The organism is Pseudomonas japonica, from assembly GCF_900188455.1.
GTDB classification, from domain to species: domain Bacteria; phylum Pseudomonadota; class Gammaproteobacteria; order Pseudomonadales; family Pseudomonadaceae; genus Aquipseudomonas; species Aquipseudomonas japonica.
The window spans coordinates 23,380-41,323 of record NZ_FZOL01000032.1 but is presented as its reverse complement, the minus strand read 5'-3'; the positions used below and the strand labels follow the sequence as shown (position 1 = coordinate 41,323).

19 protein-coding genes and 1 pseudogene are annotated in these 17,944 nt (G+C 65.0%); 11 read left to right on the top strand and 9 right to left on the bottom strand.

What is annotated here, in order from left to right:
* Positions 1-34 precede the first annotated feature (34 nt).
* The 3 genes from CHB99_RS27055 to CHB99_RS27045 are packed head-to-tail and all read left to right on the top strand — an operon-like array spanning position 35 to position 1,893.
* A complete protein-coding gene (locus CHB99_RS27055) occupies positions 35-1,024 on the top strand; it encodes a 2-hydroxyacid dehydrogenase (RefSeq protein WP_042127795.1) in 990 nt (329 codons plus the stop codon).
* A gap of 30 nt (positions 1,025-1,054) precedes the next feature.
* Complete coding sequence (locus tag CHB99_RS27050; RefSeq protein WP_042127793.1) at positions 1,055-1,492, top strand: hypothetical protein; 438 nt, start codon at positions 1,055-1,057, stop codon at positions 1,490-1,492.
* A complete protein-coding gene (locus CHB99_RS27045; RefSeq protein WP_089266695.1) occupies positions 1,471-1,893 on the top strand; it encodes an META domain-containing protein in 423 nt (140 codons plus the stop codon). Before CHB99_RS27050 ends, CHB99_RS27045 begins: the two co-directional genes overlap by 22 nt.
* A 50-nt stretch (positions 1,894-1,943) precedes the next feature.
* On the opposite strand, the gene CHB99_RS27040 is transcribed toward CHB99_RS27045, so the two are convergent.
* On the bottom strand, positions 1,944-2,408 hold the full coding sequence (locus CHB99_RS27040; protein WP_042127789.1) for a TlpA disulfide reductase family protein: 465 nt from the start codon (positions 2,406-2,408) through the stop codon (positions 1,944-1,946).
* Between the two features lie 86 nt (positions 2,409-2,494).
* Between CHB99_RS27040 and arsC the strand changes: the two genes are divergently transcribed.
* Genes arsC through CHB99_RS27025 form a run of 3 tightly spaced genes read left to right on the top strand, consistent with a single transcriptional unit; the run spans position 2,495 to position 3,859 of the window.
* Entirely contained in the window at positions 2,495-2,848 is a 354-nt protein-coding gene (gene arsC / locus CHB99_RS27035; protein WP_042127787.1) for an arsenate reductase (glutaredoxin), read from the top strand.
* Complete coding sequence (gene wrbA, locus CHB99_RS27030; protein ID WP_042127785.1) at positions 2,845-3,450, top strand: NAD(P)H:quinone oxidoreductase; 606 nt, start codon at positions 2,845-2,847, stop codon at positions 3,448-3,450. The genes arsC and wrbA overlap by 4 nt, the downstream gene beginning before the upstream one ends.
* Entirely contained in the window at positions 3,443-3,859 is a 417-nt protein-coding gene (locus CHB99_RS27025; RefSeq protein WP_042127783.1) for a DUF2069 domain-containing protein, read from the top strand. The genes wrbA and CHB99_RS27025 overlap by 8 nt, the downstream gene beginning before the upstream one ends.
* A gap of 166 nt (positions 3,860-4,025) precedes the next feature.
* On the opposite strand, the gene CHB99_RS27020 is transcribed toward CHB99_RS27025, so the two are convergent.
* Both CHB99_RS27020 and ttcA read right to left on the bottom strand, forming a co-directional pair.
* Positions 4,026-4,697 (bottom strand): DNA-3-methyladenine glycosylase I, encoded by a 672-nt coding sequence (locus CHB99_RS27020; RefSeq protein ID WP_042127780.1) that lies wholly within the window; start codon positions 4,695-4,697, stop codon positions 4,026-4,028.
* Positions 4,698-4,700: 3 nt separating this feature from the next.
* Positions 4,701-5,525 (bottom strand): tRNA 2-thiocytidine(32) synthetase TtcA, encoded by an 825-nt coding sequence (gene ttcA / locus CHB99_RS27015; RefSeq protein ID WP_042127778.1) that lies wholly within the window; start codon positions 5,523-5,525, stop codon positions 4,701-4,703.
* Positions 5,526-5,795: 270 nt separating this feature from the next.
* Here ttcA and CHB99_RS27010 point away from each other — a divergent pair, with 270 nt between their 5' ends.
* Together CHB99_RS27010 and CHB99_RS27005 are read left to right on the top strand one after the other, a co-directional pair.
* A complete protein-coding gene (locus CHB99_RS27010; RefSeq protein WP_042127776.1) occupies positions 5,796-6,395 on the top strand; it encodes a Yip1 family protein in 600 nt (199 codons plus the stop codon).
* Positions 6,396-6,526: 131 nt separating this feature from the next.
* The gene (locus CHB99_RS27005) at positions 6,527-7,021 is read left to right on the top strand and encodes a SprT family zinc-dependent metalloprotease (protein WP_042127773.1); all 495 of its coding nucleotides are present in this window, start codon (positions 6,527-6,529) and stop codon (positions 7,019-7,021) included.
* A gap of 202 nt (positions 7,022-7,223) precedes the next feature.
* Here CHB99_RS27005 and CHB99_RS27000 read toward each other — a convergent pair whose 3' ends face one another.
* The 4 genes from CHB99_RS27000 to CHB99_RS26985 all read right to left on the bottom strand — a co-directional run bounded on the left by CHB99_RS27000 (position 7,224) and on the right by CHB99_RS26985 (position 11,574).
* A complete protein-coding gene (locus CHB99_RS27000) occupies positions 7,224-8,552 on the bottom strand; it encodes a dicarboxylate/amino acid:cation symporter (protein WP_042127772.1) in 1,329 nt (442 codons plus the stop codon).
* Between the two features lie 318 nt (positions 8,553-8,870).
* The gene (locus CHB99_RS26995; RefSeq protein WP_042127770.1) at positions 8,871-10,217 is read right to left on the bottom strand and encodes an ATP-binding protein; all 1,347 of its coding nucleotides are present in this window, start codon (positions 10,215-10,217) and stop codon (positions 8,871-8,873) included.
* On the bottom strand, positions 10,214-10,891 hold the full coding sequence (locus tag CHB99_RS26990) for a response regulator transcription factor (RefSeq protein ID WP_042127768.1): 678 nt from the start codon (positions 10,889-10,891) through the stop codon (positions 10,214-10,216). Before CHB99_RS26990 ends, CHB99_RS26995 begins: the two co-directional genes overlap by 4 nt.
* Positions 10,892-10,971: 80 nt before the next feature.
* Positions 10,972-11,574: an outer membrane beta-barrel protein gene (locus CHB99_RS26985; protein WP_042127765.1), complete on the bottom strand. Its 603-nt coding sequence runs from the start codon at positions 11,572-11,574 to the stop codon at positions 10,972-10,974.
* Between the two features lie 130 nt (positions 11,575-11,704).
* Here CHB99_RS26985 and CHB99_RS26980 point away from each other — a divergent pair, with 130 nt between their 5' ends.
* Together CHB99_RS26980 and CHB99_RS26975 are read left to right on the top strand one after the other, a co-directional pair.
* Positions 11,705-12,493 (top strand): dienelactone hydrolase family protein, encoded by a 789-nt coding sequence (locus CHB99_RS26980; protein ID WP_042127764.1) that lies wholly within the window; start codon positions 11,705-11,707, stop codon positions 12,491-12,493.
* Positions 12,494-12,655: 162 nt separating this feature from the next.
* A complete protein-coding gene (locus CHB99_RS26975; RefSeq protein ID WP_042127762.1) occupies positions 12,656-13,357 on the top strand; it encodes a 4'-phosphopantetheinyl transferase family protein in 702 nt (233 codons plus the stop codon).
* A 4-nt stretch (positions 13,358-13,361) separates the two neighbouring features.
* Here CHB99_RS26975 and CHB99_RS26970 read toward each other — a convergent pair whose 3' ends face one another.
* Positions 13,362-14,972 carry an ATP-binding protein gene (locus CHB99_RS26970; RefSeq protein ID WP_042127760.1) on the bottom strand — a complete coding sequence of 537 codons (1,611 nt, stop codon included), beginning with the start codon at positions 14,970-14,972 and terminating at the stop codon, positions 13,362-13,364.
* Positions 14,969-15,694: a response regulator gene (locus tag CHB99_RS26965; RefSeq protein ID WP_042127758.1), complete on the bottom strand. Its 726-nt coding sequence runs from the start codon at positions 15,692-15,694 to the stop codon at positions 14,969-14,971. The genes CHB99_RS26970 and CHB99_RS26965 overlap by 4 nt, the downstream gene beginning before the upstream one ends.
* 770 nt (positions 15,695-16,464) lie before the next feature.
* Here CHB99_RS26965 and CHB99_RS30260 point away from each other — a divergent pair.
* A pseudogene (locus CHB99_RS30260) lies at positions 16,465-17,944 on the top strand (ATP cone domain-containing protein); the annotation flags it as partial.

Sequence of the window (17,944 nt, the reverse complement as noted above, 5' to 3'; positions counted from 1 at the left end):
CACTGGGCCATTCGATCGTTTCGGAGCCCTGACCATGCGCGCCTTGTTCTTCAGCAGCCAGACCTACGACCAGGACAGCTTCAACGCCGCCCCAGCGGTGAACGGCCTGGAGCTGCACTTCCTGCCCGCCCGCCTGAACGAGGACACCGCGGTGCTCGCCGCCGGCCACGAAGTGGTCTGCGCCTTCATCAACGACGACCTCTCGGCAGCGGTGCTGGAACGCCTGGCCGCCGCCGGCACGCGCCTGATCGCCTTGCGCTCGGCCGGCTACAACCATGTCGACCTGGCCGCCGCCAGACGCCTGGGCCTGACCGTCACGCGGGTTCCGGCCTACTCGCCGCATGCGGTGGCGGAGCATGCGGTGGCGCTGATCCTGTCGCTGAATCGCCGTCTGCACCGCGCCTACAACCGCACTCGCGAAGGCGATTTCAGCCTGCATGGCCTGACCGGCTTCGACCTGCACGGCAAGACCGTCGGCGTGGTCGGCACCGGGCAGATCGGCCTGGCCTTCGCCCGCATCATGGCCGGCTTCGGCTGCCAGTTGCTGGCCTTCGATCCGTACCCGAACCCGGACGTCGTCGCCCTCGGTGCGCGCTATGTGGCGCTGGACGAACTGTTGCGCCGTTCCAACATCATCAGCCTGCATTGCCCGCTGACCCCGCAGACCCGCCACCTGATCAATATCCAGAGCCTGGCTGACCTGCAGCCGGGCGCCATGCTGATCAATACCGGACGCGGCGCCCTGGTCGACACGCCGGCGCTGATCGAGGCGCTGAAGAGCGGCCAGCTCGGCTACCTGGGGCTGGATGTGTACGAGGAAGAAGCGCAGATCTTCTTCGAGGACCGCTCCGACCAGCCCCTGCAGGACGACGTGCTGGCACGCCTGCTGACCTTCCCCAACGTCATCGTCACCGCGCACCAGGCCTTCCTGACCCGCGAGGCGCTGGCCGCCATCGCCGGCACGACGCTGGACAACATCGCCCGATGGATGGTCGGCGAGCCGCAGAATCTGGTGGAGGGATAAGGTAGGATACGCGGCAAATTTGGAGGCCCCATGGTCGAACACGATTTCCGCTACACCCTCTTCAACCCGCAACACACCCTGATCGAATGCCGCGCGCTGGTGCCTGGCCGCTACCAGGTCACCGGCAACGGCGGCTCGATCCAGAAAGGCGACGTCCTGCTGGTCACTCTCAAGGGCAGCAAGGACCTGTCCATGCGCCTCACCGTCGACAGCGTCCGCCACCTGATCAACCCGCGCGGCCAGTGGGTCGCGGTGGCGACCGGCCCGGTCTTCGGCGAGCTGGCGATTCATCAGTGGCAGGTCAACTGCGACGGCTGCCAGGCAACGCTGGACTTCGAATTCGCCGTGGACGCCAAGCTGGGCAAGAAAGCCCAGCAGCCGGCCGCCGTGGCGCGGATCACCGAGCTGGGCTGGCTCAGCAAGGGCGACAAGCACCTGTGCCCGCAATGCCGGGAGCAGGCGCAGTGAAAAACCTGGTCTTGAGCGCCCTGGCGCTTGCCGCCCTGGCGGGTTGCGCGGCCGAACCGGTGAAGCTGCAGCGCGAGCGCAGCTATGTGCTGGAGTGGATCGGCGAGCGTCCGCTGATGGACTACAGCCACCTGACCCTGACCCTCGCCGAAGATGGCCGGGCCTACGGCAATGGTGGCTGCAACCACTGGTTCGCGCAGTACGAGCTGCAGGACGACCGGCTCAGCTTCGGCAAAATCGGCAGCACCCGCAAACTCTGCGCGCCGGCGCTGATGGAGCAGGAAAAACGCTTCTTCGAGGCCCTGGCGACGGTACAGCGCTGGGATATCTCGCCGATCGAGCAGATCCGCTTCTGGCCGGCCGAAGGCAAGCCGCTGCGCTTCTGGCCTGAAGAAGGCTGAGACTCACGGGGCCGCTTTGCGGCCCTTCGTGGTCCCCGAATACACCGTGATCAAGCGCCCTTGAGCGCCTTGATCCTCTCCGCCAGCCCCGCCGCCGTCTGTTCGCCCATCAACTGCTCGCGCACCTTGCCCTTGCCGTCGATGATGTAGGTCACCGGCAGGCCTTCGGCACGCGGCAGTTCGTAACGCTCGGCCGGATCCTCGGCGAGCACGGTGAAACCGATGCCCATGGTCTCGGTGGACTTCTTCAGTTCCTCGCCCTGCAGACCGTCGAAGTTCACCCCGATTACGGTCACGCCCTGGCTCTGCCAGTCTTTCGCGAAGTTGTTCAACTCGGGAATCTCCACCCGGCACGGGCCGCACCATTCGGCCCAGTAGTTGAGCACCACCCAGCGCCCTTCGAGTTGCTCGGCTTTCACCGTGTTGCCGTTCTGGTCGAGGCCGTAGTCCGCACCGCAACCACCGAGCACGAGGCTCATGCTGATGGCCAGGGCTGCCGCCAAACGCCTTGTCATGGGTCAATCCTTCTTCAAGATTCAGGCAAAATGCCAATTCGCTGCGGTTAGAATACCCGCCACTCACAGCTGGATGCGACCCTGACATGACCGACCTGACGCTCTACCACAACCCGCGCTGCTCGAAATCCCGTGGCGCGCTGGAACTGCTCGAAGAACGCGGCCTCAACCCTGACGTGGTGCGCTACCTGGAAACCCCGCCGGACGCGGCGACCCTCAAGGCCCTGCTCGGCAAGCTGGGCATCGGCGCACGCCAGCTGCTGCGCACCGGTGAAGACGAGTACAAGAGCCTCGACCTGGCCAACCCGGCGCTGAGCGACGAGCAGTTGATCGCCGCCATGGCCGAACATCCCAAGCTGATCGAACGCCCGATCCTGGTGGTCGGCGACAAGGCCGTGATCGGCCGTCCTCCGGAGAAAGTGCTGGAGATCCTGCCGTGAGCCAGCCGTACATCCTGATCCTCTACTACAGCCGCCATGGCTCCACCAGCGAGATGGCCCGGCAGATCGCCCGCGGCGTCGAGCTGGCCGGCCTGGAGGCACGCCTGCGCACCGTGCCGGCGATTTCCACCGAATGCGAAGCGGTGGCCCCGGCGATTCCGCCGACCGGCGCCCTGTACGCGACCCTCGACGACCTGCGCAACTGCGCCGGTCTGGCCCTCGGCAGTCCGACCCGCTTCGGCAACATGGCCGCGCCGCTCAAGTACTTCATCGATGGCACCAGCAGCCTGTGGCTGAGCGGCGGCCTGGTGGGCAAACCGGCGGCGGCGTTCACCTCCACCGCCAGCCTGCATGGCGGTCAGGAGTCGACCCTGCTGTCGATGCTGCTGCCGCTGATGCACCACGGCATGCTGATCATGGGCCTGCCCTACAGCGAATCGGCGCTGATCGAGACCAAGGGCGGCGGCACGCCGTATGGCGCCAGCCACCACGCCGGTGCCGATGGCAAGCGTGACCTGGACGCCGACGAGATCACCCTGTGCCGCGCCCTCGGCCAGCGCCTGGCGACTACCGCGAAACTGCTGGAGAACGGGCGTGGCTAAAAAGCCGAAGGTCCTTCCGCCGCTGGAGTGGCTGACCCCACGGGTGCGCCTGACCCGCGCCCTGAGCCTGGCGGCCTTCGCCAGCCTGGTGGCGCTGCTGGTGGTCAATACGCTGTTCTTCACCGACCTGCACGGAGCCCGGCCCTGGGTGATCCTCGGTATCCAGCTGCTGCCTCTGGCACTGGTGGCGCCGGGGATGATCGGCGGCAGTGCGCGGGCGCATGCCTGGATGTGCTTCGTGCTCAACCTGTACTTCATCACCGGCGTGGAAGCGGCGTTCGACCCGAGCCGGGCGTTGTTCGGCTGGCTGGAGGTGGTGATCAGCCTGACGTTGTTCGTCAGTGCGCTGCTGTATATCCGCTGGCGCTTCCAGTTCGATCGGCGGGTGGCGGGAGAAGGTGTGGTCTGAGGCCGATGCCATGTCCCCCTCGTAGGAGCGTGGCTTGCCCGCGAAGGACCGCATAGCGGTCCCAAAATGGCTGCCGCCAATGCAATTGTCGGGACCGCTATGCGGTCCTTCGCGGTGGTTCGTCACACGACAAGCCACGCTCCTACGGGGGACGTGGCACATGGGCTCAGTGATTGACGGTATGCGCCAGCATCACCGACAACTGGCACAGCGGTCGCCCGCTTTCTGCATGCCACTGGTTGAACGCCTCTTGCACCAACGCAAGATCCCGCTGGCTGGTGGGCTTCTTGTCGATCACTTCCTGGGCGATCAGCGCCGCTGACATGTCATCGGTCGGAATGAAGGTGTCCTTGCCGACCATGCGCAGGAAGCGCGGCGCCGACAGGCCGCCGAGCTGGTTGCCATGCTTGGCCAGGTACTTCCACAACCCGGTGATGTCGGTCACCGGCCAGTCGGCGATCAGCGCGGCGAAACTGCCCTTCTCCTTCTGCACGTCCAGCACCATCTGCGCGTTGCGCGGCACGCTCTTGAGCTTGCCCAGGTGACGGATCAGGCGACTGTCCTGCATCAGTCGCTCAAGGTGCTCGGCGCCCATCAGCACCACCTTCTCCGGATCGAAACCGAAGAACACCTCCTCGAACGCCGGCCACTTGGCATCCACCAGGCTGTGCTTGAGCCCGGCACGGAACACCCGCAGGGCCAGGGTCGAGAGGTAGCGGTCGTCGCCGATGGCACGCAACTGCGCCGGGCTCTTCGGCTGCGGCAGATAGGCCTCCAGCGCCGCGGCGGAGCCGAAGCGGTTCAGGCAGTACTCATGCAGCCACTGGTAATCGCGCATGGGTCAGATGTTCAGCACGTCGAGGAAACGCGGGGTGGCGCTCTCGTCGATGCGCAGGCTGGTGAAGTCGAACAGGTTACGGTCGGCCAGTTGCGACGGCACCACGTTCTGCAGGCTGCGGAAGATGCTGTCGGTGCGGCCCGGCGACTTGCGCTCCCACTCCACCAGCATTTCCTTGACCACCTGGCGCTGCAGGTTTTCCTGGGAGCCGCAGAGGTTGCACGGGATGATCGGGAATTCCTTCATGTCCGAGTAGGCCTGGATGTCCTTCTCCGAGCAGTAGGCCAGCGGGCGGATCACCACGTTGCGCCCGTCGTCGGCGCGCAGCTTGGGCGGCATGGCCTTCATGGTGCCGTTGAAGAACATGTTGAGGAAGAAGGTCTCGACGATGTCGTCGCGGTGGTGACCGAGGGCCATCTTGGTCGCGCCGATTTCGTCGGCGAAGGTGTACAGGGTGCCGCGGCGCAGGCGCGAGCACAGCGAGCAGGTGGTCTTGCCCTCCGGAACCAGCTCCTTGACCACCGAGTAGGTGTCCTTCTCGACGATGTGGTACTCGATGCCCAGTGTCGCCAGGTAGGCCGGCAGCACTTCCTCGGGGAAGCCGGGCTGCTTCTGGTCCATGTTCACCGCGACGATGTCGAACTTGATCGGCGCCACTTTCTGCAGGTGCAGCAGAACATCGAGCATGGTGTAGCTGTCCTTGCCGCCGGACAGGCAGACCATGACCTTGTCGCCATCCTCGATCATGTTGTAGTCGGTGATGGCTTCGCCGGCGAGGCGGCGCAGGCGTTTTTGCAGTTTGTTCTGGTTGACCGAAAGGGTGCCCATGGCGCTTGAATCCGCGAGGTGTGACAAAAGGCGCGTATTTTACGCATAAACCGGGGCCGGGGGCAGGCCAATCCGATAAAGACTGCGAGGAAATCAAGCCACCGCCTGACAGCGCGATTTGCTCTAAAAAAGCGGATTTGCGCGGCGAACGCCTTCCTATACTGCGACATAAGACCGCACCAATAGCGGCCTGTCCTGTCCGGCCCGTGCCTTGCGGGCTAGCAAGCGCTCCGCTGGGGGGCGATTGGAAACGACGTAGGAGTGATTGGCATGATCCATCACGTTGTAGGGCTGTTCACCCATCCTGACCAGGAATGGCGGGAGATCCGTGGCGAGGAGGAATCCATCAGCCACATGTACCTCACCCATACCCTGATACTCGCGGCGATTCCCGCGGTATCGGCGTTCATCGGCACCACCCAGGTCGGCTGGGTCATCGGCGATCGCGCTCCGGTCATGCTGACCATGGAGAGCGCGCTGTGGATGACCATCATGTCGTACCTGGCCATGCTCGCCGGCGTTGCGGTCATGGGCGCCTTCATCCACTGGATGGCGCGCACCTACGATGCCAATCCGAGCCTGGCGCAATGCATCGCGTTCGCCACCTACACCGCCACCCCGCTGTTCATCGGCGGCCTGGCGGCACTCTACCCACACCTGTGGCTGGGGATGATCATCGGCACGGCGGCCATCTGCTACACGGTCTACCTGCTGTACGTCGGTTTGCCGACCTTCATGAACATTCCGTCCGACGAAGGCTTCCTGTTCTCGAGTTCGGTACTGGCGGTGGGTCTGGTGGTGCTGGTCGCCATCATGGCCTTCACCGTGATCACCTGGGGATTGGGCGTGGGGCCCGTCTACACCAACTAGAAAAAACGCCGACAACATAGGGGCAACACCTCGGGCCGCCGCAAGGCGGCCCGATTTCGTCCGCGGACCAATGGTCTCGGCGGCGCTTCGCCGGTTGCGGCATAATCGGCCGCTCAGGAGTACCGTCACGCATGCCAGAGCTGCTCACATCCCGCGTCGAAGACTGCTACAAACAAGCCGAAGCGTTTTTCAAACGCCCCTTCACCCGCCCGGTGGTCAGCTTCAAGCTGCGCGGCCAGAAGGCCGGTGTCGCCCACCTGCACGAGAACCTGCTGCGCTTCAACCTGCAGCTGTACCGCGAGAACCGCGAGGATTTCCTGCGCCAGACCGTGGCCCACGAAGTCGCGCACCTGATCGCCCACCAGTTGTTCGGCGAGCGCATCCAGCCCCATGGCGAGGAATGGCAACTGATCATGCGCGGGGTCTACGAACTACCGCCGAATCGTTGCCACAACTACGAAGTGCAGCGGCGCAACGTGGCCCGCTATATCTACCGCTGCCCCTGTGCCGGCAGCGATTTCCCGTTTTCCGCGCAGCGCCATGGGCTGGTGGGCAAGGGACGGCGCTATCTGTGTCGACGGTGTCGGCAGACCCTGGTGTTTACCGGGGAAGTTCGCGTGGAGTAATGGTTTTCTGTTGAGCCCGGCCGGCCTCATCGCTGGCAACGCCAGCTCCCACAGAATCCGTGCCTTGCCTGAAGTCTGCGGCAGACCGCAAACCCCGTGGGAGCTGGCCTTGCCAGCGATGAGGCCGGGACAGGCACCCTCGAAGCCAATCCCAAACGAAAAAGCCCATCCGAAGATGGGCTTTTTGCAGTGCAACAGACGCTTAGCGAACGGCCGGGCCTTCAGCCACGCCCAGGTCGTCGATCGGACGGGTCTCGGCCAGCGGCGAACCGCCGGAGTCCAGTTCCTTGTGCAGCTTGTCTTCGTCCAGCTCCTTGACCCACTTGGCCACCACCACGGTGGCAACGGCGTTGCCGATCAGGTTGGTCAGCGCGCGGGCTTCGGACATGAAGCGGTCGATACCGAGGATCAGCGCCAGGCCGGCCACCGGCAGGTGACCCACCGCGGACAGGGTGGCGGCCAGGACGATGAAGCCGGAACCGGTGACGCCGGCAGCACCCTTGGAAGCCACCAGCAGCACCAGCAGCAGGGTGATCTGGTGAGTGATGTCCATGGTGGTGTCGGTGGCCTGGGCGATGAACACCGCGGCCATGGTCAGGTAGATCGAGGTACCGTCGAGGTTGAACGAGTAACCGGTCGGGATCACCAGGCCAACCACGGATTTCTTCGCACCCAGGCGTTCCATCTTGGTCAGCATGCGTGGCAGGGCGGATTCCGAGGAAGACGTACCCAGCACGATCATCAGCTCTTCGCGGATGTAGCGGATCAGTTTCAGCACGCTGAAACCGTGAGCACGGGCGATACCGCCGAGGATGACCAGGATGAACAGGATGCAGGTGATGTAGAAGCAGGCCATCAGGTAGCCCAACTGCACCAGCGAACCGACGCCGTACTGGCCGATGGTGAAGGCCATGGCACCGAAGGCACCGACCGGCGCCAGCTTCATGATCATGTTGATGATGTTGAACATGACATGGGCGAAGCGGTCGATCAGCTCCAGCACCGGACGGCCATAGTCACCCAGGCGATGCAGGGCGAAGCCGAAGATCACCGAGAACATCAGCACCTGCAGGATGTCGCCGTTGGCGAAGGCACCGACCACGGTGGCCGGGATGATGTTGAGCAGGAAGCCGATCGTGGTCTGCTGCGCGCCGGCGGCGGCATAGGCGGCCACGCTGCTGGCGTTCAGGGTGGAGACGTCGATGTGCATGCCGGCGCCCGGCTTGACCACGTTGACCACGACCAGGCCGATGATCAGGGCGATGGTGGAGACGATCTCGAAGTACAGCAGCGCGTAGCCGCCGGTCTTGCCCACCGACTTCATGCTCTGCATGCCGGCGATGCCGCTCACCACCGTACAGAAGATGATGGGTGCGATGACCATCTTGATCAGTTTGACGAAGCCGTCACCCAGGGGTTTCAGGGCAACGCCGGCTTCAGGGTAGTAGTGACCGAGCAGGATACCGATGGTGATCGCTACCAGTACCTGGATATACAGCGATTTGTACAGTGGCTGACGGGCTGTCGTCATGGCTATGTTCCTCAAGGGCACCGGCCGGTCCTTCCCAGGACGCGTGGCACCTGAATCGCGAACCCTCCTGCACTGGAGGGATTTGTTGTGTCGAGCTGCGTGGCAGAACTCTGCTGAGGTAATAGCAAGCCGGGTGCCAGTTTGCGCTTTTGCGGTGCGGGGCCCGTGTTTACGGGGTTTTCCTGCACAAACAGGTGGCAGCGCGGGGGATGTGAGTTGGCGGATTTCCGCCCGGGGCGGAATTTCGCCAAGCCAGGTTGGCGGTTATCCGCCTACGAAATGCAGGGAAATTTCTGCCGGACGAATCGCTCGGCCATCTCAGTCGGGGGCAAAGCGGATGCGGAAGGCGGCGCCGCCCAGGGGCGAATCGCCGAGGGTGAGACGGGCGTCGTAGCTATCGATGATGTCCTTGGCCACCGCCAGGCCGATGCCCTGGCCCGGATACTGGCGATCCAGTCGCTCGCCGCGCTGGAGGATGCGTTCGCGCTGGTTCTCGGGTACACCGGGGCCATCGTCCTCGATGCATAGCTGCAGCGCGCCGTCCTCGTTGCGCAGGCTGATATGGATCTGTCCGAGGCACAGGCGCCAGGCGTTTTCCAGCAGGTTGCCGAGCAACTCCATCAACGCGCCCTGCTCCATCGGCACGCGCGCATCGCCGGCCACGGCGTAATCGACCGCGACCTGTTTGTCGCGATAGACCTTGGCCAGGGTGCCGCACAGGCTTTCCAGCAGCGGGCGCAGCAGTACCCGGTGACGGACCAGGCCACTCTTGCGCAGGCTGGCGCGCTGCAACTGGTAGTCGATCTGCTGGCTCATGCGCTCGATCTGGCTCTGCAGCACCCGCGCCTGCTCACGCTCCGCGGGACGCTGGGCCATGCTCTCGCTGACGCCCTGCAGCACCGCCAGCGGGGTCTTCAGACTGTGGGCCAGATCGCCGAGGGAATCGCGGTAGCGCCCGCGCTGTTCGCGTTCGCCACGCAGCAGGCGGTTGAGCGAACGGGTCAGGCGCAGCAGCTCCCGCGGGTGCTCGCCGCTGAGGTCTTCGCGGGTGCCGGACTCGATCTCGTCCAGCTCCACGCTCATCCGTCGCAGCGAACGCAGGCCCCAGGTCAGGCCGGCCCAGAGCAGCAGCAGAAGCACCAGCAGCGCGCCACCGAAGCCGAGATAGAGCCGCTCGCGCAGGCCGCTCAGGGTTTCCTGGTATTCGCGCAGCGGCTGCAGGGCGACGATGCTGTAAGCCGCGCTCTGGCCACCGAGCAGCTTGACCTCGACGTCATAGACGAAGAACTCCTCGCCATCGTCCTGACGGATCCGCGCGAATTCGTTGCCACGCCCGTCATAGCGCGGCTGGTAGTTGATGTTCTCGTTGGCGGCGGCCCGCGAGCGCCAGACCAGATGGCCCTCGCGGTCATAGATGTAGCCGAGCAGACGGCTATCGGGGAGGTTGAAGCGCTCGTCCGGCAGCAGCACCGGCATCATCAGGCGCTTGTTCTCTACCCGCGCGGCGGAAATCAGCGTGGTCACGTCGGAGGCCAGGCGCTGCTCGATGGCTTCCCGCAGGGCCAGGCTGAAGGTCTTCTGCAGCGCCGGCAACAGCGCCAGCATGAACAGCAGCGCCAGCACGGCGGCCGCCAGCATCAGGCGCAGGCGCAGCGAGCGGATCATCGGCAGCGCTCGGTGAACAGGTAGCCGAGGCCGCGCACGGTATCGATCGGCCTGAAGCCGCAGTCGCCCTCCAGCTTGCGCCGCAGGCGGCCGACCAGCACCTCGATGACGTTCGGGTCGCGCTCGTCGTCGTTCGGGTAGAGCTGCTCCATCAGGCGTTCCTTGGCCACCACCTGCTGGTGATGGCGCATCAGGTATTCGAGGATGCGGTATTCATAGGCGGTCAGCGCCAACGGCCGCTCGTCCAGCACGGCCTGCTTGCGGTTGAGGTCGAGACGCAGCGGACCGGCGGTGATGGTGGCCTGGGTGAAACCGCTGGAGCGGCGCAACAGGGCGTTGAGGCGGGCCTCCAGCTCCTCGAACTGGAAGGGCTTGACCAGATAGTCGTCGGCCCCCGCGGCGAGGCCCTCGACCTTGTCCTGCCAGTTGCCGCGGGCAGTGAGGATCAGGATCGGAAAACTCTTGTCGAGCGCGCGCAGGCGGCCGATCAATTCCAGGCCGCTCATGCCGGGCAGGCCCAGGTCGATGATCGCCAGGTCGTGATTGAACTGTCCGGCCTGGTACAACGCCTCCTCGGCGTCGCCCACCGCCTCGACCACATGGCCGCCCTCGCTCAGACGGCTCTGGAGGTGGTGGCGCAACAGCGCTTCATCCTCGACCACCAGCAATTTCATCGAACGCTCCTCTTGCGATGCGGGTACGCAGAATAACAGCGAACCGGCCCGTGCCCGGGGCCGGTTCAGGTAGCGCGACGTCAGAACCTGTAGTTGGCCGACAGGTAGGTCTGCGCGCTGCTGGTCAGGCGCAGCGAGCCAAGCTTGTCGCCGGCGTGTTCGGCCAGTTCGGTACTGGCATTGCTGCGCAGGTAACGGTAGCCCAGCTCGACCGAGGCATTGTCGCTGACTTGCTGGAGCACACCACCCTGCAGGCCGACCGCATAGCCGATGTCGCTGTCGCGGCTGGCACCCGGAGAGTCCTGGGTCAGCTTGGTCAGACCGGCGCTGGCGCCGCCGAAGAGCTTGGTGCTGTTGCCCAGCGGGTAGAACAGGTCGTAACTGCCGAGCAGATTTTCCTGACGCAGTTTCAGGCCATTGTGGGTGCCGGAGACGTTGTCGTAGGTGGCGTAGTAGCGACCGTCGTCATTGATCCGGCCGAGGCGCACGCCCCAGGTGTCGTCCTTGCCGATGATGCCGTCGGTGTTGACGTGGCCGATGTTCTGATCGAGCAGGCCGGACTTGCGCACCTTGTCGCTGGTCTGGCCGTAGGTGACGCTGGCGAAGGTATCGTCCGCGGCCTGGACGGCCATGCTGGCGCCGAGGAAGGTCATGGCGGCGAGCAGAGTGTTGAGGCTTTTCATGCTGATGTTCTCCACGATGATGCGCGGTTGGGTTGATGGGGCTAGATTAAGGAGCCGGCGCTGAACCGCCGCTGAACCCCGCCTGAACCCGGGCTGAACGCATCGAACGTTGTCGACAGGAGTACCGACCATGCGCATGCTGATTGTTGCCGCACTACTTGGCGCCACCGGACTGGCCCAGGCCGCCGTGCAAACCCGTGAGATTCCCTACCAGGACGCCGACGGCAAGCGCCTGGTCGGCTACTACGCCTACGACGACGCGGTGAAGGGCCCGGTCCCCGGCGTGGTGGTGGTGCATGAATGGTGGGGCCTGAACGACTACGCCAAGCGCCGCGCCCGCGACCTCGCCGCGCTGGGCTACAGCGCCCTGGCCATCGACATGTATGGCGACGGCAAGCACACCGAACATCCGGCCGATGCCATGGGCTTCATGCAGACGGCGCTGAAGGATCCGGGGGCGGCGGCGAAGCGTTTCGACGCCGGGGTCGAGCTGCTCAAGCTGCAGCCGCAGACCGACAAACAGCGGATCGCCGCGATCGGCTACTGCTTCGGCGGCAAGGTGGTGCTGGATGCCGCGCGGCGTGGTGAGCCCCTGGCCGGGGTGGCCAGTTTCCACGGGGCGCTGGTGACCAGCACACCGGCCACGCCCGGCAGCGTGAAGACCAGGGTCCTGGTGGAGCACGGCTCGGCGGACAGCATGGTCACGCCTGAGCAGGTGCTGGACTTCAAGAAGGAAATGGATGCGGCGGGGGCGACCTACGAGTTCGTCAGTATCCAGGGCGCCAGGCACGGCTTCACCAACCCGGATGCGGATCGCCTGAGCCATGGCGAGCATGGCGGGCTGGACATTGGCTACAGCAAGGCGGCGGACGAGAGTTCGTGGGCGGATCTGCAGGCGTTCTTCAAGAAGATCTTCTGACCCAGGGCCTCACGCACGCACGTAGGAGCTGGCTTGCCTGCGAAGGACCGCAAAGCGGTCCCATTATGGAGTCATCGGGGACCGCTTTGCGGTCCTTCGCAGGCAAGCCAGCTCCTACGCGGACGCTTCATTCCATCCCCGCCTCACGGCACAATACCCGCCATGAACCGACTCCCCACCTGCTGCTCCCCCCTCCAGCACCACTGGCCCCTGCCCCGCCCGGTCCCCGGCGCGGTGCTGGTCAGTTGCGCATTCGATCCGGCCAACCTGGCCAGCGACGACTTCCAGCGCGCCGCCATCGAACAGACACCGGCCCTGCAACGCTCGGTGGCCAAGCGCCAGGCCGAATACCTCGCCGGCCGGGTCTGCGCCCGTGCCGCGCTGCAGCGCCTCGATGGCCGCCATTACAGCCCCGCCACCGGCGACGACCGCGCGCCGATCTGGCCAGGCGACATCGCCGGTTCCATCACCCACGGCAAGGGCTGGGCCGCCGCGGTCGTGGCGCGCAAGAACGATTGCGCCGGACTGGGACTGGACCAGGAAAGCCTCCTCGACGAAGAACGCGCGACCCGCCTGGCCGGAGAGATCCTCACCGCCGACGAACTCCAGCGCCTCGACCCAACGCGCACGGGCCTCGGCGTGACCCTGACCTTCTCGCTCAAGGAAAGCCTGTTCAAGGCGCTCTACCCGCTGGTGCGCAAGCGTTTCTATTTCGAACACGCCGAAGTGCTGGAGTGGTCCGACGACGGCTGCGCGCGCCTGCGCCTGCTCACCGACCTGTCGGCGGAGTGGCATCACGGCCGCGAACTGCACGGCCAGTTTTGCCTGATGGACGATCAGCTGTTGAGCCTGGTCGCGGTCTGACCCGCTACTCGCCACTCGGCGCTGGCTGCTCCCGCGGCCAGCTCAGGCTGAAACAGGCGCCGCCCAGGCGCAGGCTCTTGCCGATCAGGGCACGGCCGTTGTGCCAGTAGATAATGCGACGCACGATGGACAACCCCAGGCCGTGCCCGCCCGATGAACGGGTGCGGCTGTCGTCCAGCCGGGTGAACGGCGTGAAGATGCGCTCCCAGGCGCTTTCCGGCACGCCGGGGCCGTCATCCTCGACATCGATGCGGCAGCGCTGCAAACCCAATTGATAGCTGAGGCAGACCTGGGACTCGGCGTGACGCATGGCGTTGCTCACCAGGTTCTGCAGGGCACGATGCAGGTAACGCGGCTCGGCCTCGACCCAGGCGCCCTCGCCGCCGCCCTGGGACACCCCGCGCACCACCTGCACTTCGCGGCGCAGCGGGGCCAGCTCGGCAATCACCTGATCGAGCAGGGCATCCAGGTCGACCCGCTGGAAGTGCAGGGCCGGCGCGCCCTGTTCGAGACGCGCGTACATGAGCATCTCGTCGACCAGCTTGTCGAGGTCCTGGATATCGTTGTCCATCCCGGCCAGGTGCTTGTCGCGGGCCTGCTCGGTGCTCGCACTGGCGAGCATTTCCAGGCCGAAGCGCAGGCGCGCCACCGGCGTGCGCAACTCGTGGGACACCGCACGAACCAGTTCGCGCTGGATGGTCAGCGAGCGCTGCAGGTGCTCGGCCATGCCATTGAAGGCCTCGGCCAGGCGCCCCACCGAGTCTGCACCGTCAGCGACCGCCCGGGTATCCAGGCTGCCCTGGGCGATCTGGGTCGCCGCCATCTCGACATGGGACAGCCGTCGCTCCAGTTGCCGCACGAGCAGGTAGACCACCAGGCCGATCAGGCTCAGGCCGAGGACGGCGATCAATATCAGCAGTTGTGGCGGATAGGGGTTCATCTGGTACAGCGGGCCGATCTCCAGAACCCAGGGAGTGCCGGCGATGCCGGCGAAGACCCGGATGGAATCGCCGTCCTTGCCCAGAGCCATCACCGTGTCGCCCTCCTCGACTCGGCGGCGCTGGTCGTCATCCATGTCCGCCTCGCTCTGCGCCAGCAGGCGCAGGTCGAAACCGAAGCCCTTGCTCTGCTTCAGTTCCGCCAGGCGCCGTGCCTGCTCGGCGACCGGGTAGCGCACCAGTTCGTCCACCAGCAGGTAGATCGTGGCACGGGCCAACTGCTCGCTGATCTGCTGGACTTCGCCGGTGAGCACCAGATCACGGCCCTTGAGCTGACTGACCACCCACGCCTGATGCGGCCCCAGGTACTCCACCAGCACCTGACCACGTTGCAGGCGGGTGCGCTGGCCGCCGTCGAGATGCGCTTCGGCGCTGCTCTGCACATTCAGCGGAATGCCCAGCAGGCGCTCCCACAGAGCCAGGGCGCGGGTGCGCTCGACACTGTTCATGCGTGCCAGGTTGTCGGCCATCAGCGTGAACGTGCCGTGGGCCAGGCGTTCGCGGTACTGCCCGGCGCGGACTTCATTGAGCAGGTGCAGGCTTAGTACACCCAGCACTGCGACCAGCACCAGTACCGCGCACATGCCGCCGTAGATGCGCAGAAAGATCGAGTTCATGCCTTGCGGCCCAGGGCTTCGGCCGCCTCGCGGACGAACAGGTAGCCCTTGCTGCGGATGGTCTTGATCATCCGCGGATGGATCGGGTCGTCGCCGATCTTCGGCCGGATGCGCGAGATGCGCACATCGATGGAACGGTCCTGGCCGTCATAGCCGACGCCGCGCAGCGAGGTGAAGATTTCTTCCCGGGAGAGAATGCGTCCGGCATTGCTGATCAGCAGCCAGAGCAGGTCGAATTCGGCGCCGGTCAGCTCGATGCCGGTCTCGCCCAGCCAGGCTTCGCGCAGGGTGTTGTCGACCCGCAGCGGGCCGAACTGCACGCTGCGTACCTCTTCCGGTGCCGCCGGCGCCTCGCTGCGGCGCAGCAGCGCGTTGATCCGCGCCAGCAGCAGGCGCGGACGCACCGGCTTGCACACATAGTCATCGGCGCCCAGATCGAGGCCCTGGACCTGGTCGAGGTCGTCGCTGCGCGCGGTCAGCATCAGAATCGGTCCGGCATAGCGCTGGCGTACCTTGCGACAGATACTCAGGCCATCCTCGCCAGGCAGCATCAGGTCGAGGATCACCAGGTCCGGCTGCTCGTTGATGATCCGCGCCGCCGCCAGCGCACCGTTGCCTTCCACCTCGACGGCAAAGCCATTGGCCTGGAGGTATTCGCGCGTCAGTTCGGCGAGCCGCTGGTCATCCTCGACGATCAGTACCTGACAATTGTGCTGCTCCATGGCCCTCTCCTGGTTCTTGTTATAGGCGCCGATGCGGCCATCACCGAAAGGCAACATCGGCAGCGGATACTACGTGGCCCCCAGACCACTGCCAACCGCCCGCGCGGGTGAGGCAAATTGCCTGCCAGCGAGGTCGGTCGACGGTGATTTCTGTGATAGGGTTCGCGCCCGCAAAAATCTCTCCGTTGCCTTTTCTTACATGAAAAAAGGATGACAGGCGGTCTCATCGTGGCAGGACGGGGCCTACAGCGTTTTGTTCGGTTTCACACACAAACTACACACAAGTTATCCACAGATCGCCGCCTTGCAATACCCCGTATACCGCATTATCTTGTATCTCAGTCACAACAAAACACTACATCTTGGGTTTTCGCCAAAATCCCAAGCACAAGTCGAGCAAAGAACTCAAGCCCTTCAGCGGCTGTTTTTTTTGCCTGAACTTTAAGTGATTTCAGCAGCCAAACCGCTCCTGCGGAGGCGACCGTTGCAAGCCCTGTGAGGGTCTTGTTCCGGGTATGTGGTGCAGCAGGCCAGTGCCGCGCACCCGACAGCAACAGATTTTGGGTCGTCGACCCAGGACTTTTGACTTCGGCCCAGGGAGCGGCATGCGCATGCCCCTTTTTCCTGATCCGTCCCGAAGTCGGGTACACGCCTGTCGCGGCGCGAGCGCCTATTTGAGCCACGCGCGCGGCAGTGCTTGTCGGACCTTTGGATGGAACGGTGGGCGCCCACCCGGCGCCTGAACAAACATAGAGAACGTGGAGACACCCATGCAAACCGAGACAACTCGCGAGAACCCGCAGGCCAAGGCGCCGCAGGCCGCCGATTCGAACCAGGATCTGGCAGCGACCGCCCCCGGCCAACTGCGCGTGATCAAGCGTAACGGCACTGTCGTTGCCTACACCGACGACAAGATCACCGTGGCCATCACCAAAGCGTTCCTCGCAGTTGAAGGCGGTACCGCCGCCGCCTCGTCGCGCATCCACGACACCGTCGCGCGCCTGACCGAGCAGGTCACCGCGACCTTCAAGCGCCGCATGCCGTCCGGCGGCACCATCCATATCGAAGAGATCCAGGACCAGGTCGAACTGGCCCTGATGCGCGCCGGCGAGCAGAAAGTCGCCCGCGACTACGTGATCTACCGTGACCAGCGCGCCAAGGAGCGTGCCACCCGTGGCAACGCCGACGCCGTGGTGCAACCGCACCCGAGCATCCGCATCACCCTGGCCGACGGCAGCCTGGCGCCGCTGGACATGAACCGCCTGAACACCATCGTCGCCGAAGCCTGCGAAAACCTCGCCGAAGTCGATGGCGCCCTGATCCAGCGCGAAACCCTGAAGAACCTCTACGACGGCGTGGCCATCAAGGACGTCAACACCGCCCTGGTGATGACTGCCCGGACCCTGGTCGAGCGCGAGCCGAACTACTCCTTCGTCACCGCCCGCCTGCTGATGGACACCCTGCGCGCCGAAGGCCTGGGCTTCCTCGGCGTCGCCGAAGCCGCCACCCACCACGAAATGGCCGACCTGTACGCCAAGGCGCTGCCGGCCTACATCGCCAAGGGCGTGGAATTCGAACTGCTCGACCCGGCCCTGGCCGGCTTCGACCTGGAGCGCATGGGCAAGGCCATCGATCACGAGCGCGACCAGCAGTTCACCTACCTGGGCCTTCAGACCCTGTACGACCGCTACTTCATCCACAAGGATGGCGTGCGCTTCGAACTGCCGCAGGTGTTCTTCATGCGTGTCGCCATGGGCCTGGCCCTGGCCGAGAAGGACAAGGAAGCCCGTGCGATCGAGTTCTACAACCTGCTGTCGTCCTTCGACTACATGGCCTCGACGCCGACCCTGTTCAACGCCGGCACCCTGCGTCCACAGCTGTCGAGCTGCTACCTGACCACCGTGCCGGACGACCTGTCGGGCATCTACCACGCGATCCACGACAACGCCATGCTGTCGAAATTCGCCGGTGGCCTGGGCAACGACTGGACCCCGGTGCGTGCGCTGGGCTCCTACATCAAGGGCACCAACGGCAAGTCGCAAGGCGTCGTGCCGTTCCTGAAAGTGGTCAACGACACCGCCGTCGCGGTCAACCAGGGCGGCAAGCGCAAGGGCGCGGTCTGCGCCTACCTGGAAACCTGGCACCTCGACATCGAAGAGTTCATCGAGCTGCGCAAGAACACCGGTGACGATCGTCGTCGTACCACGACATGAACACCGCCAACTGGATCCCCGACCTGTTCATGAAGCG